The sequence below is a fragment of the uncultured Aquimarina sp. genome (assembly GCF_947495315.1).
GTDB lineage: Bacteria > Bacteroidota > Bacteroidia > Flavobacteriales > Flavobacteriaceae > Aquimarina.
In genome coordinates, this window is the sequence record NZ_CANLYD010000011.1 from 44863 (window position 1) to 57832 (window position 12970).

Sequence of the window (12970 nt, forward strand, 5' to 3'; positions counted from 1 at the left end):
TTATTAGTTTTATTTATTTTCGATTTCTGTTAATTCTTTTATCTTTTTAATTCCTTTTGCATCTAATATATTATTAGGATTTAGAAATGAGATCGGTGTTTGTTTTATATATTCAATAACACAATCTTCAATACTATATCCATTAAGATCTGTTCCTATTAGAAGCAAAATTTCATCTCTGAATTCGGTTTGTTTCTGATGTAGTTCTTCATATTCAAATGTAAAAGCAACGGTTTTTATCGCCTCGGAGAACTTAGCTTGAAATATGTCTTTCATTTTATTTTCGTCAAATGTTTTTTCGCAACCAATAGCACTTGAGACTTGTAAGATACTATCTGGTGTATTTGGTATTCTTAGATGAAAATTCATATTGATATCCGCCCTTAGAAAATCTTTACAAATAATCCCTTCTTTTTCTTTATGTTGAATATTGATCTTTTTAATGGTAAGGTCAACTTGTTCCATTGTGTGAAAAATAGGTATAGCATATATTCCTTTATGTATTCCAATTCGAACACCTCCTAATCCCGATCTTACTATTGCTTGTCCTTGTTTAGGCTTTTTATAAAAGACTAAAAGAATTACAAAATTAAATAGAATGAGTATTATTATAAAGCTAATCGCTATACTAATCAACTGAATTAAGTTCTCTGGCATTATGAATTTGTTTAATCGTTATAAGATTGCACATAATAGAAGTTCTTATCTTCTGATTGTTTAATGATCAAAATCTCTTGATGATAATCTATTTGTTCGCCATTCAATGATTTCACATAGATGGACATAGGGTTTCCGTCTGCTACTACTTCTGCCGAGCCCATTTTATCTTTAGAAATGGTTGATTGTATGATCCCTTTTCTACCGAGTAAATCAATTGGTGCATCTCCATCTTTATTGAGGTTTCGAAAAAAGCTTTTAAATGGAGTAGTGAAAATTTTAGTTATTAATAAAGATGGAATAATTGCTCCAAGAAAGAAAATGAATCCAAAGTTGTTGTCATAACTATTGGTTAACGTGGTAGTTATTGTTGTGCAGAGCCACCAGATAAATATCCAACAGGTAAATGTGAACATAAAAGGTAATCCAACAAAATTGAAATAAATCAATAAGATTTGCCACCATTTTAAAGGTTTTCTTCTTTTGCCAACAACATCTTCTTTATTAACTTCTGTATTAGCGATATCTTCAAAATCAAGATTTCCTCCTTCAATATTGCTATCAGCATCCATATCCAGATCAACATCCGCATCAACATCAATATCGATATCCACGTCAACATCTAGATCAAAATCAATTCCTGAGATCATTGTGAATAACCAATATAAAATTAGTAAGAGCATAAGTATGGTTAATACCATATTTACTTGCGAAAATGCTATCTCTACGAGTTCCTTCAATGTTTTAGTTGTTTAGTTAATTAATAGTTATTTAGTTGTCTCTTTTCTCAAAATCTTCTGTTTTGTGAACTTTAATTCTTCTAATAATTAAATAGATTAGAGATGTAATAAGAAATGTCCAAAAAAGTCCTATAAATAAAATTTCCATATTCTTATTATTTAAGTTTTACAGCGGTCCCATAGGCAAGGATTTCTGATGCTCCTTGCATTACCATAGACGTAGTAAGTCTAACATTAACAACTGCATCTGCTCCTAATCGTTGCGCATCCTGATTCATTCTTTGCATAGCTTGTTCTCTGGATTGTGCCTGTAATTTGGTGTATTCTTCTATTTCTCCACCAATTATATTTTTTAGTCCTGCAAAAACATCTCTACCAATATTTCGTGCTCTCACTGTACTTCCTCTTGCTATTCCTAAAATTTGAATTACTTCTTTATTAGGTATCGTTTCTGTCGTAGATGTTACCATGATTTATTAGTTTTTTTGTTAATAATTTGCTGAATGGACTAAAAGTGTCTGATTATTAGTTGTTTCTACTTCTTTTTGTCATTCAGTCCTAATTGCTCTTTTAGCTTTGCTAAATCATCTTCTGCATTCGTTTCTGTAGTATTTGCAGCTTTATCAAGTTCATCATCAATAGACTTAGATGCATTTGCGATATCCCCATAGGCTTCTGCTAATGCTTCTTCCTGATTTACTTTATCTTTCATACGCTCTAACATAGAAACCGTACTAGAACTATCTATTTCTGCCATTTGCTTGTTTACATTTTTAGTGGCTGCAGAAACTTTTACTCTTGCTTTCAGGGTTTTTAATTCATTTTCCCATTTGCTGATATTCTGTTTGATCTCTTCCACATTTTTTTCTAACTGAGATACGGAACCATCAAATTTTTCTGTTTCCCCTTTTCCACGACTTACGTGTTGTAGTGATTCTTCTTTTTTGATCAATGCTTCTTTTGCTAATCTATCTGCTTCTGCAGTATCAAGATCTCCACTTTGTGCTTTTTTAAGAATTAGCATTGCTTTCTGTTGATAATCTTCTGCTTTTGCGGCAAATTCTTCAGTGTCATTTTTAGACCTGATAGCTAATGCTTTTACTTGTGCCAATGCTTCCAGGCTTTTTTCGAGATCAACTTTCATATCACGGATCCCTTGTTCTGTCATTTTTATAGGATCTTCCATTTTATCGATAGCAGAATTTGCCTCAGCTTCACCTATTTTAAATAGTCTTTTAAAAAAGTTCATAGTATTAATATTTTGAAAAATTTATAATTTGTTGCGAGTATTCACTCAATAATAGGCCTAAAGAATTTAATGTTCCTTCCAATTCATTTAGGTCCAGATTTTCTAATTGTAACGTATCTCTGAAGATTACTTTTTCTCCTGTTTCATCAAGAACAAATGCTCCGTGAACGATATCTCGGTTTTTCTGAAGTAAACTACGATATACTAGTTCGTTTTTGTTTTTGATATTGAAAATATGTTGCTCAATAATTAAAATTGGTAATGCTACACCAAGAATGAGATTTTTAATCCCTTCGTTCTCTTTACTGATCATTATAATTCCATCTTTTTTGTTTTCGTGAATTATGTTGAAATTAAGTTTCAGTAAATAATCTTTCACCTGTTGGAAATGATCTTGCATGTGATGGTTATTTTTTGATTGATAATTAGTAATTTATTTCTTGTTTCTGACCTTGTATCAATATTACAAAAAGTGAGATAACTTTTCTACTATATCGACAGCTAAATTGGCAATATATTCTGCTACTGCTATCATGGGTATGTTGTTGTTTTATGTTAATGAATTAGTTGTTTGCTAAGGTTTTTAGTATTCTTAATGATTTCGCCCAAAATCAAGTTACTTTAGAAAAGTATTTCTACTAAAATTAGCATTTTTTAAATATATTAGCTAATATTGTTAGTGTAAATGTACAACAAATTTTTATAATTGCAAATAAAATTAGCAAAAATGTCATTTTTTGGAAAAAATATTAAAAAAATTAGAAGCGTTAAGAGTTTGAGTCAGCAAGCTTTTGCCGAGCTTTTTGACCTAAAACGAGGTACATTAGGGGCTTATGAAGAGGGAAGGAGCGAACCTAAAATAGATACTATTATAAAAATAGCTAATTATTTTAGCATAGAAATAGATAAATTACTAACTAGTGAGCTAACTGTAAATGAACTTTTGAAGTTTAAGGGAGATCTTACTACCTATGCACAAGATTTAAAAAGAGAACAATTTGCATTAATTCCCTGTATTACCGAGAGTACATCTAGTGAGTATATAACTTTATATGATAAGAGCAATTTTATAAAAGAATTGCCTACTATCCAATTACCGGTAAATCCATCCAAAGAATTTAGAGGGTATACCGTGCTAAATTTAGAAATGACCAATCATGATCAAGGATTTTATCCTAAGGATATCGTTATTGGTGAAAAGGTACCTTCTGATGTCATCAAAAAGCTAAATAACGGAACCTTAGTAGTTGCATTAACTGATACAAAATTAACTTTTAGAAGATTGTATATTACTAAGAATAGTGTCGTGCTGCGTGCAGATCATAAGAATATTGAAGATGATGAATATCCGATTTCTGAAATTAAAGAAATGTGGAGGGTTCGCTATGTCTTTTGTAAACGTATTCCCGAATTTGCAGATGGAATGGAGGGTAAATTACAAATGATCGAGCAAGAATTGCTTAGAATGAAAGAGAAGCTAGGCTAGTCTAATTCATACATTCAACAAATAATAAAGGAGCGAACAGCTCCTTTTTTTGTTTTGCATTTTAAAAGTGAATTAAACCCAATTAGTCCTTTTTTTAACCTTTTTGGACAGAATGGACTATATATTAGGATCCTATGAATCTACATTTGTTTCATCATCAATCAAGAAACAAAAAGTTATGGGATTCAAAAAAATACTATTATTTATTTTACTCATCGTAGTGAAAACTATGAGCGGACAGAACGTGATTACAGGAAATGTTACAGATCAAAACAAAGAACCTTTGGTTTTTGCCAATGTGATTTTATACACAGACAAAACTGACACAGCAATTTCAGCGATGGCTACTAGCGAAAAAGGAGCGTATTTTTTCGAAAGTATTAAAGCAGGGACCTACCGAATCGAAGTATCAATGTTGGGCTATGAAACAAAGGTATCGGAAGCTTTTAGTTTTAACAATGATGCACAAGAACTATCTATGGATTTTGTGTTACAATCAGAGCAGTTGGATGAAGTACTAATTACGTATAAGAAACCAATTATTAAGCAAACTGCCGAGAAATTAATTGTAGATATCGAAAAATCCGAAATGATCAATACCAATCTACAAGATGTAATGAAAAAGGTTCCTGGAGTAATTGTGACTAATGGTAACTTAAATTATGGGGGACAAGGAAATATACGAATACTAATTAATGGTAAAACAACGGATTATATGGATGTTTCGTCTTTGCTGCGAGAAATGCCAGCAGATAATATAGCAAGAGTGGAGCTTATTCAGCAACCAGGAGCTGAATATGATGCAGAAGGTTCAGGTCCTATAGTTAACATCATTTTAAAGAAAAATGTGAAATTGGGAACTCACGGAAGTATAAAAAGTACAATTGGGTATGTTAATGACTTTACTTACGGAACTAGTGCGTCTCTTGCTAGTTATAAAAACAAACTCAATTGGCAAGCTAGTGCTGGATATAATAGATCTTCCTGGCGAGAAGATTTAATAATTTCCAGACAAGTATTGGATGAGACTTATAATCAAACATCAATTTCTCCATATGATCCAGAGACGTTTAGAATAAGTGGTGGTTTTGATTATTATGTTAATGATAAAAATACTATTGGTTTAAATGCAAATAGAATTCAGTCGCTGTCAGATCGAATCACAAAAAATAATACCACGATAATCGATGGTACGTCATCAACTGAGCTATTAACTGATAATAGTTATGATAGAGATAGGGTAACGTATACATTAAATCCATATTATGAGTACGATGATCAGAGGAATAAGGTGACTCTAGATTTTAATTATATCGATTATACTTTTGAAAATGAGAATAATTTATTCAAGACTGAAGTAAGTCCGGTTGAATACGATAATCAACGATATTTTCAGAATGCTTATTATGAAATTTTTACTTATCAAGGAGATTATAAACGAACACAAAGTGATAATTTTAGTTGGGCGGCAGGAGCAAAATATTCACAGGTAAATTCTGATAGTGATTTACAAGCGCTAACGGAGAATGATCAGGGTGAATTCATAAATAATGTAAATCAAAGTAATCGATTTTTAATAGATGAAAGCATCCTAGCAGTTTACTCAAAGTTTAATGCAAAATATAATAAATGGTCGTTTTCGGGAGGATTGCGTTGGGAAGAAAGTGATACTGAAGGTACCTCAGTAACACAGAATGAAACAAGATCAAGGAAGATTTCTAAGTTATTTCCCAGTCTAAGTTTAGGAAGAGAAATAACGGAAGAGTTAGGAGTTAATGTAGGGTATAGTTATCGAATTCAAAGACCTTCATATAGTTCTTTAAATTCCTTTGTATACTATTACGATCCATTTACTTTTGAAGAAGGAAACCCAAACCTAAAACCAGCTTTTACTAATAGTTTTCGTTTTAATCTAACCTATGATGATCAACCTTTTTTTAGTGTTAGTTATGGACAAACGAAAGATGTATTATTCGAAATCATAACTCAGAATGATTCTTCTGCAGAAACCTCTCGCTCTGTAATCAATCTTGCAGAGAATAATAATTTTAATGCTAGTTTATTTGGGCCATTAGATTTTATAAAAGGATTGGATGGATATACGGGAGTAATCGTGAATTATAATGAATATAAATCAGAGCGGTTAACTCCAGCGTTGGATGTATCAAAATGGAGTTTGACCTGGTATACAAGTGCAGAATATAAATTACCTTGGGGTATAAACTCTGAAATCTCAGGATATTATTCTACAGGGGGTTTAGAAGGACAAATAGAATATAAATGGATAGCGGGAATTGATGTTGCTGTAAGTAAGAAATTTATGAATGATCGCTTAAAGGTGAGTTTGGAATTTGAAGAAATTCTGAATAGAAAATTCTTAGGAGCTATAAATTATGATAATGTAAATGCAACGATCGTAAATGATTGGCCACGACAAAATATTTTTCTTCAGTTGAATTATAATTTTGGATCTAAGTTTAGTAAAAAGAAAAAGAGAAGTAATGTTTCTGAAGAGGAGCGGGATAGAATAGATGATAAAAACTAAAATAATAATATGAAAAACTTTGTAAAACAGATTAGCAAGATTGTACTGCTTGGTATTTTAATTACCGGTTGTACTTCCGTAAATAATGATTCAGTTGACAGTTATTTAAGATTCGATATTCCGAAGGACTCTTTAGATACTTTTATAAGTTCCAAAATGGCTGAATATAAAATTCCTGGAATTTCTATTGCCATCATTAATGAAGGAGAAGTTGTTTACCATAAAACCCAAGGATATGCTAATGTAGAAAAAAAATTACCAATTACAGAGCAAACTATTTTCGAAGGCGCTTCTATATCAAAACCCGTATTTGGTTTTTTTGTAATGACATTTGTAGAAGAAGGGATTCTTGATCTCGATAAACCATTATATGAATATATGGAATATCCTGATATTGCTCATGATGAACGTTACAAAAAAATAACGACGCGTATGGCTTTAAGTCATCAAACAGGTTTTCAGAATTGGAGAGAGGATGATGAAGATAATACGTTGAAAATTCAATTCGAACCGGGGACAGATTATTTTTATTCAGGAGAAGGGTACCAATATATAACTCAAGTCTTAAAACATATTTTAAGTATAGATGATGCAGGTTTGGAAGCAGAATTTCAGAAAAGAATAGGAAAACCAATTGGCTTGGATCACACGGTTTACATTCAGAATGAGTATACCAGAAAACACAAGGCAGAACCTTATGATGAAGACAACAATCGGGTGGATTGGGAGAATAACTATTGGGTTAAAAAAGAAGATGGGATATTTTCAGCGCCAGCTTCTATACATTCTGAATCAGTGGATTTTTCTAAATGGATGATTGCTGTTATGAATGAGGAAGTCTTATCTGAGAATAGCTATGAAGAATTATTAAAACCTCATTCCAAAGTACCGTATGATGAATTTGATGTTAGATATACACTTGGTTTTACAAATATCCAAATACCTTTTACAAATATTTATTGTCATGGAGGGAATAATATTGGCTTTACCAGTTGGTTCCTTTTAGATACAGAAAAGGATTGGGGATACGTGTTATTTACTAATTCTGAATACGGTGAACAATTGGGGCAAGATATGTTTTTCTATTTATTAGCAGATCCTGGTAATACAAAATTATATATCACTATAGGTGTTTTCTCGATTTTACTTATTCTTGTGATAGTGTTTTTCGTAAAGAGGATTATTCGACGTATTGGAAAACGTAAAAATCAGAAGATTTAGAGTATGAATACCAGGCTAAACAAATCAGATTATATTATCGTAGCTATTGTCTATACAGTTACAATTATCTTTAATTGTATTGATTACTATAGAGAAGATAACGACCTTATCGAGTATCTTATTGATATTCCTTTAGCAGCTATACTTTCTTTTGTTATCATTTTAATTTTTATGTATTGGCTTATTCCTAATTATGTGGTAAAAGAGAAAAAATACACTCAATTTGTGTTTTTTGGGCTTGTATTGCTATGTTTTTTTGGAGCTATTGATTACATATCAGGATATTGGACTGGTGGAGGGGATTGGAGTAAATTTCCAAAATGGTATGATTTTTTGCTCCGAAGTTTCTTTCGGTTGTCTGATGATGCTGGTTTTGTGTTTGGTATTTTATTAGCTAAAAAGTTTTACGAAGGTCAGGCTCAGTTTTTTAATGTACAAAAACAACAAAAGGAGAATGAGTTGAAATTATTAAGATCTCAGATAGACCCTCATTTTTTATTTAATAATCTTAATACTTTAGATGCATTAATTGATAGTGATACTATAAAAGCTAAGGAATACATTAATCGCTTATCGTTAATTTATCGTTATTTGATAAGAACCAAAGATGCTGAGGTGATGGAACTTTCTGAAGAAATTGCTTTTGCGGAGAATTATATTTTTTTAATAGAAACCAGATTTGGTAGCGATTATGATTTTCAGATTAAAAGAGATATATCGCTTACAGATAAGTTCATTCCTACCGGATCAATACAGGCACTGCTCGAAAATGTTGTGAAACACAATAAAGCTGGGCAAACGAATACTATTAAGGTAGTAGTTCGTATAGAAGAGAATTGGTTAATAGTAATAAATACTAAAACTAAAATTCAATCCGGAGAAGAATCTTTTGGAACAGGTTTAAAGAATTTAAAAGCACGCTACAAATTATTATCTGATCAAGAGGTAAAGGTTATAAATACGGAATCAAAATTCAAAGTTTCTATTCCGATTTTGAAATTAAGCAATGAATCTTAAGGCTATGAATATTTTAATTTTAGAGGACGAAATTCCTGCATATCAAAAATTGACATCAAGTTTGAATACTTTTTTTGAAGAGCAAATCACTCATGATTGGTCCCGTACTGTTGCAGATGGAACCACATTTCTGAGTAATAACAAATATGATTTTATATTATCAGATATTCAGTTATTAGATGGTACGTCGTTTGATTTATTCAATACAGTAAAGGTGGAGTGTCCTATAATCTTTTGTTCAGCACATGATGAATATTTGTTTCAGGCTTTTAATACCAATGGCGTAGCGTATATTTTAAAACCTTATTCACAGAATGATTTCAAAAAAGCTTTAGAAAAGTACCAGTCTTTATTTAAACAAGGCATTTATAACCCATTAGATCGTACTACAATTAATATCTTGAAATCTGTAATACAGGAGGAGCAGGTTAAATACAAAAAACGTTTTGTAATTAAACGAGCAAAGGGAATACAATTATTAAATGTTATTGATATAAGTCTGATCGCGGCATCTGGGGATTTTTGTGTTGCTACGGATCTAAGCGGAAAAACACATCCTGTTTTAGAAAAAATTGGAGTCTTAACGGAACAACTAAACCCCAAAAAATTCTTTAGAATTAATCGAAGTCAGATTCTTCATATTGAGTATATCGAAACGATCGAAAATCATTTTAAAAATAGATTATTGATAAAATTAAAAGGTGTAAAAGAAAAGGTAATGACAAGTTCTGCCACTACATCCGAGTTCCGAAAATGGATAGAAGAGTAGTTTTATCTTTGAAATTATAAATTTCTGCTAATTAGAGTATTCCTGATATATTTTTTTGATATCTTCAAAAATAATATGAGCGGTATCGCTTAGGTATTATGAATATTACAACTTTATTTCAATGAATACAATTTTTGATGCAATAAGGTCTGAAAACTTAGAAGCAGTAAAAAGCTTTCTTGATAAGGATAAAGACTTGATACATATAAAGGATCAAAGAGGTTCTACACCACTTTTACTCTCTACGTATTATGGGTTTATGGAAATTACAAAACTGATTCTTAGTTATAATCCTAATGTTAATGCAAAGGATGCTTCGGGAAACACAGCATTGATGGGCGTTTGTTTTAAAGGATATTATGAAATAGCAGAATTGTTGATTGCATCTGGCGCTGATGTCAATATAAAGAGTTATAACGAAGCTACGGCGTTAATTTTTGCAGCTACTTTTGGTCAGAAAGAGATTATGCGATTACTAATACAGAATGGCGCAGATGTTACTGCACAGGATAATAGTGGACACACCGCGGAGATGCACGCAAAAAATCAAGGAATTGATTTTTCTGAATTATTGAATGTTACCAAGTGAGTATACATGAAACAATAGAAAATATAAAATCTGTCAATATACGTTCTACCGGTATAAAAAGACGTCTATTAATGTCTTCATTTACAGCAGATACTTTTCAGTCTTTTCTTAAGGATAGTATAGGAGATGAAGTACTCATTATAAATACTAATATTGGTATGGAGGTTTATTACTATTCAAGTACCGACTACAGCAATTTTATAAAAGAAAGTGCTCTTCTATATATACTAAAGCATATTGATGCTACAAAACTGAAATTTAGAAATTCTGTTGGTAAAGAAGAGGTGCAAAAGAGTTTTACTGAAGCGATCATAACTTTTGCTCAGTATCCACAGCTGTTTTTGGCGTATGCTAAGAAATTTATTCATCTTAGAGATAAAAACACTCGAAGTCAATATGTAATGCCTATTTTGAATACCTTTTTCGAAAATACAATGAAGTTATTGGCTGAAACAGGAAAGGTTCCACATTCGGAAAAAATTCAAAAAGCAAAAAACAAATCTCAGAAATCAGATTATAATCAAAGTATAATTGATGATCTAATTTCTGAGATTTTATTAAAGAAACATAGAAATTAAACTATATTTTAAAATTCAGCATTTAATGGAGTTCTTGGATAAGGAATTACATCACGAATATTACCCATTCCAGTAACGAATAATACCAATCTTTCAAAACCTAGCCCAAAGCCACTATGTTTACAAGTTCCGAAACGGCGTGTATCCAGATACCACCATAATTCTTCTTCTGGTATGTTTAAAGCGGCCATTTTTTGTTTAAGAACATCTAAGCGCTCTTCACGTTGAGAACCTCCTACGATCTCTCCAATACCTGGAAAAAGAATATCCATTGCTCTAACAGTTTTACCATCCTCATTAAGTCTCATATAAAAAGACTTGATATCTGCGGGATAATCAAATAATATTACCGGGCACTTAAAATGTTTTTCAACCAAAAAACGTTCGTGTTCACTTTGTAAATCTGCACCCCATTCGTTAATTGGAAATTTAAACTTCTTCTTTTTATTAGGTTTAGAGTTTTTAAGTATTTCGATAGCTTCGGTATAGCTTACTCGCTTAAAGTTGTTCTCTAAAACAAATTTTAGTTTATCTCTAAGTAACATTTCAGCTCTTTCAGCCTGAGGTTTTTGTTTGTCTTCTTGAACTAGTCTGTTTTCTAAAAACTCAAGATCGTCCTGGCAGTTATCTAAAACAAATTGGATTACATATTTTATAAAATCCTCTGCAAGATCCATATTGCCATCCAGATCACAAAAAGCAACTTCTGGCTCTACCATCCAGAATTCGGCTAAGTGACGTGAAGTATTAGAGTTTTCTGCTCTAAATGTTGGTCCAAAAGTGTATACTTGGCCTAATCCCATTGCATAGGTTTCTGCTTCCAATTGTCCAGAAACTGTTAGGTTGGTTTCACCACCAAAGAAATCTTGCTTATAATCAACCTCACCATTCTCATCTTTAGGAACGTTATTAAGATCTAAATTGGTTACTTTAAAGGCTTCTCCAGCTCCTTCTGCATCACTTTTAGTAATCACAGGAGTGTGTACATAATAAAAATCATTTTTCTGAAAGTACTCGTGTATGGCAAATGATAATTTTGATCTCATACGCATAATAGCTCCAAAAGTATTTGTGCGAACTCTTAAGTGAGCCTGCTCTCTTAGTTTTTCTAAACTATGACGTTTAGGAGAAAGGATTGTTAATTTTAATTCTTCAGGATCAGCTTCGCCTTCTATTTCAACACTGGTAACTTTAATCTCTACTCGCTGTCCCTTTCCTTCACTTTCTGTAAGTGTACCTGTAATAGAAAGAGCTGCGCCAACGCTTATTTTATTAGTAATAGTAGTGTCAATAGTATTGTCATCAATAACACATTGAATGTTTTTAATGGTAGATCCGTCATTTATAGCTATAAATCGATCGTTACGAAAAGAACGAACCCATCCTTTTACAATGATAGGCTGTAAAAGTTTATCACTCTGCAGTACGTCTATTACTTTGGTATGTTTCATCAGTTTAATTTTATTTGTTTTACATCGATTCGATGATATGAGCAAATTAGTATTATCTTCCTCATAATACTACCACTACTTTTAATTTAATCAATTCATTAGGTTATATGCCTAACTTTCTTTTTTTACCAGATAAAGGATATAAAATTTCAAGGTAGCAAAGATAATTTTTTAATCGAATTGATGCATAATCTTGCTGTTCAAAAAAACGAATTCTAGTAATAAATGTTTTTATATTTTTTTGTTTTAATAAAAAGAGGTGTTTTTAAAACAAGCTAAAATCTGACGGTTTTTTCTAGAGTAATTCTATGTTAAAACCATAAAAAGATGCTTTTTGAGGGAAAAAATCACTTTTTTTTAAGATTATCTACAAAATATAAATAAAAATTCTTACAAGAATTATGTTATTAATGTATTTTATATCAGTTGATTATATTTTTTAATATGATTTACAGACTACAAAATAAATGTTAAAACGATGTTTATTTTAACAAAAGGGGGAAATCCCCCCCATGAAGGAGTTTCAAAATACAAAAAGGGAGTGTATCTTGCATATGCAATTATGACGATTGTGTTTACGTTAAGTTTAGTTCGATAGGTTTTGGGGTAATCTATCTTACACGGAGTCTCGCTAGTTTACTGGCGAGGCTTCTTTTTTTAAAGTAAGT

The 12970-nt window shown here is 31.5% G+C and carries 13 protein-coding genes; 7 read left to right on the plus strand and 6 right to left on the minus strand.

What is annotated here, in order from left to right; all coding sequences use genetic code 11:
- Window positions 1-9: 9 nt before the first annotated feature.
- The 5 genes from Q0910_RS18170 to Q0910_RS18190 all read right to left on the minus strand — a co-directional run bounded on the left by Q0910_RS18170 (window position 10) and on the right by Q0910_RS18190 (window position 3046).
- Window positions 10-657, minus strand: coding sequence for an SPFH domain-containing protein (locus Q0910_RS18170; RefSeq protein WP_299219479.1), 648 nt, complete (start codon window positions 655-657; stop codon window positions 10-12).
- Window positions 658-668: 11 nt separating this feature from the next.
- Window positions 669-1340, minus strand: coding sequence for a hypothetical protein (locus Q0910_RS18175; RefSeq protein WP_299219848.1), 672 nt, complete (start codon window positions 1338-1340; stop codon window positions 669-671).
- Between the two features lie 212 nt (window positions 1341-1552).
- A complete protein-coding gene (locus Q0910_RS18180) occupies window positions 1553-1867 on the minus strand; it encodes a YbjQ family protein (RefSeq protein ID WP_299219482.1) in 315 nt (104 codons plus the stop codon).
- Between the two features lie 65 nt (window positions 1868-1932).
- Window positions 1933-2646, minus strand: coding sequence for a PspA/IM30 family protein (locus Q0910_RS18185; protein ID WP_299219484.1), 714 nt, complete (start codon window positions 2644-2646; stop codon window positions 1933-1935).
- Window positions 2647-2650: 4 nt separating this feature from the next.
- On the minus strand, window positions 2651-3046 hold the full coding sequence (locus tag Q0910_RS18190) for a molecular chaperone Tir (RefSeq protein WP_299219486.1): 396 nt from the start codon (window positions 3044-3046) through the stop codon (window positions 2651-2653).
- A gap of 327 nt (window positions 3047-3373) precedes the next feature.
- On the opposite strand from Q0910_RS18190, the gene Q0910_RS18195 reads away from it, so the two are divergent.
- The 7 genes from Q0910_RS18195 (at window position 3374) to Q0910_RS18225 (ending at window position 10851) form a co-directional block, all read left to right on the plus strand.
- The gene (locus Q0910_RS18195) at window positions 3374-4132 is read left to right on the plus strand and encodes a helix-turn-helix domain-containing protein (RefSeq protein WP_299219488.1); all 759 of its coding nucleotides are present in this window, start codon (window positions 3374-3376) and stop codon (window positions 4130-4132) included.
- Window positions 4133-4244: 112 nt separating this feature from the next.
- On the plus strand, window positions 4245-6677 hold the full coding sequence (locus Q0910_RS18200) for an outer membrane beta-barrel protein (protein ID WP_299219491.1): 2433 nt from the start codon (window positions 4245-4247) through the stop codon (window positions 6675-6677).
- Window positions 6678-6686: 9 nt separating this feature from the next.
- Window positions 6687-7898 (plus strand): serine hydrolase domain-containing protein, encoded by a 1212-nt coding sequence (locus Q0910_RS18205; protein WP_299219494.1) that lies wholly within the window; start codon window positions 6687-6689, stop codon window positions 7896-7898.
- Between the two features lie 3 nt (window positions 7899-7901).
- Window positions 7902-8915, plus strand: coding sequence for a histidine kinase (locus Q0910_RS18210; protein ID WP_299219496.1), 1014 nt, complete (start codon window positions 7902-7904; stop codon window positions 8913-8915).
- A gap of 4 nt (window positions 8916-8919) precedes the next feature.
- Entirely contained in the window at window positions 8920-9684 is a 765-nt protein-coding gene (locus tag Q0910_RS18215; RefSeq protein ID WP_299219498.1) for a LytTR family DNA-binding domain-containing protein, read from the plus strand.
- Between the two features lie 121 nt (window positions 9685-9805).
- Window positions 9806-10273 (plus strand): ankyrin repeat domain-containing protein, encoded by a 468-nt coding sequence (locus Q0910_RS18220; protein ID WP_299219500.1) that lies wholly within the window; start codon window positions 9806-9808, stop codon window positions 10271-10273.
- Between the two features lie 71 nt (window positions 10274-10344).
- Complete coding sequence (locus Q0910_RS18225) at window positions 10345-10851, plus strand: hypothetical protein (RefSeq protein WP_299219502.1); 507 nt, start codon at window positions 10345-10347, stop codon at window positions 10849-10851.
- 8 nt (window positions 10852-10859) lie between these two features.
- On the opposite strand, the gene asnS is transcribed toward Q0910_RS18225, so the two are convergent.
- Window positions 10860-12302 (minus strand): asparagine--tRNA ligase, encoded by a 1443-nt coding sequence (gene asnS, locus Q0910_RS18230; RefSeq protein WP_299219504.1) that lies wholly within the window; start codon window positions 12300-12302, stop codon window positions 10860-10862.
- Between the last annotated feature and the right edge of the window lie 668 nt (window positions 12303-12970).

Excerpts from the sequence above, each read along its gene's own strand:
- Q0910_RS18170 (WP_299219479.1), bottom strand. The coding sequence starts at position 657 with ATGCCAGAGAACTTAATTCAGTTGATTAGTATAGCGATTAGCTTTATA.
- Q0910_RS18175 (WP_299219848.1), bottom strand. The coding sequence starts at position 1,340 with ATGCTCTTACTAATTTTATATTGGTTATTCACAATGATCTCAGGAATT.
- Q0910_RS18180 (WP_299219482.1), bottom strand. The coding sequence starts at position 1,867 with ATGGTAACATCTACGACAGAAACGATACCTAATAAAGAAGTAATTCAA.
- Q0910_RS18185 (WP_299219484.1), bottom strand. The coding sequence starts at position 2,646 with ATGAACTTTTTTAAAAGACTATTTAAAATAGGTGAAGCTGAGGCAAAT.
- Q0910_RS18190 (WP_299219486.1), bottom strand. The coding sequence starts at position 3,046 with ATGCAAGATCATTTCCAACAGGTGAAAGATTATTTACTGAAACTTAAT.
- Q0910_RS18195 (WP_299219488.1), top strand. The coding sequence starts at position 3,374 with ATGTCATTTTTTGGAAAAAATATTAAAAAAATTAGAAGCGTTAAGAGT.
- Q0910_RS18200 (WP_299219491.1), top strand. The coding sequence starts at position 4,245 with ATGGACTATATATTAGGATCCTATGAATCTACATTTGTTTCATCATCA.
- Q0910_RS18205 (WP_299219494.1), top strand. The coding sequence starts at position 6,687 with ATGAAAAACTTTGTAAAACAGATTAGCAAGATTGTACTGCTTGGTATT.
- Q0910_RS18210 (WP_299219496.1), top strand. The coding sequence starts at position 7,902 with ATGAATACCAGGCTAAACAAATCAGATTATATTATCGTAGCTATTGTC.
- Q0910_RS18215 (WP_299219498.1), top strand. The coding sequence starts at position 8,920 with ATGAATATTTTAATTTTAGAGGACGAAATTCCTGCATATCAAAAATTG.
- Q0910_RS18220 (WP_299219500.1), top strand. The coding sequence starts at position 9,806 with ATGAATACAATTTTTGATGCAATAAGGTCTGAAAACTTAGAAGCAGTA.
- Q0910_RS18225 (WP_299219502.1), top strand. The coding sequence starts at position 10,345 with ATGTCTTCATTTACAGCAGATACTTTTCAGTCTTTTCTTAAGGATAGT.
- asnS (WP_299219504.1), bottom strand. The coding sequence starts at position 12,302 with ATGAAACATACCAAAGTAATAGACGTACTGCAGAGTGATAAACTTTTA.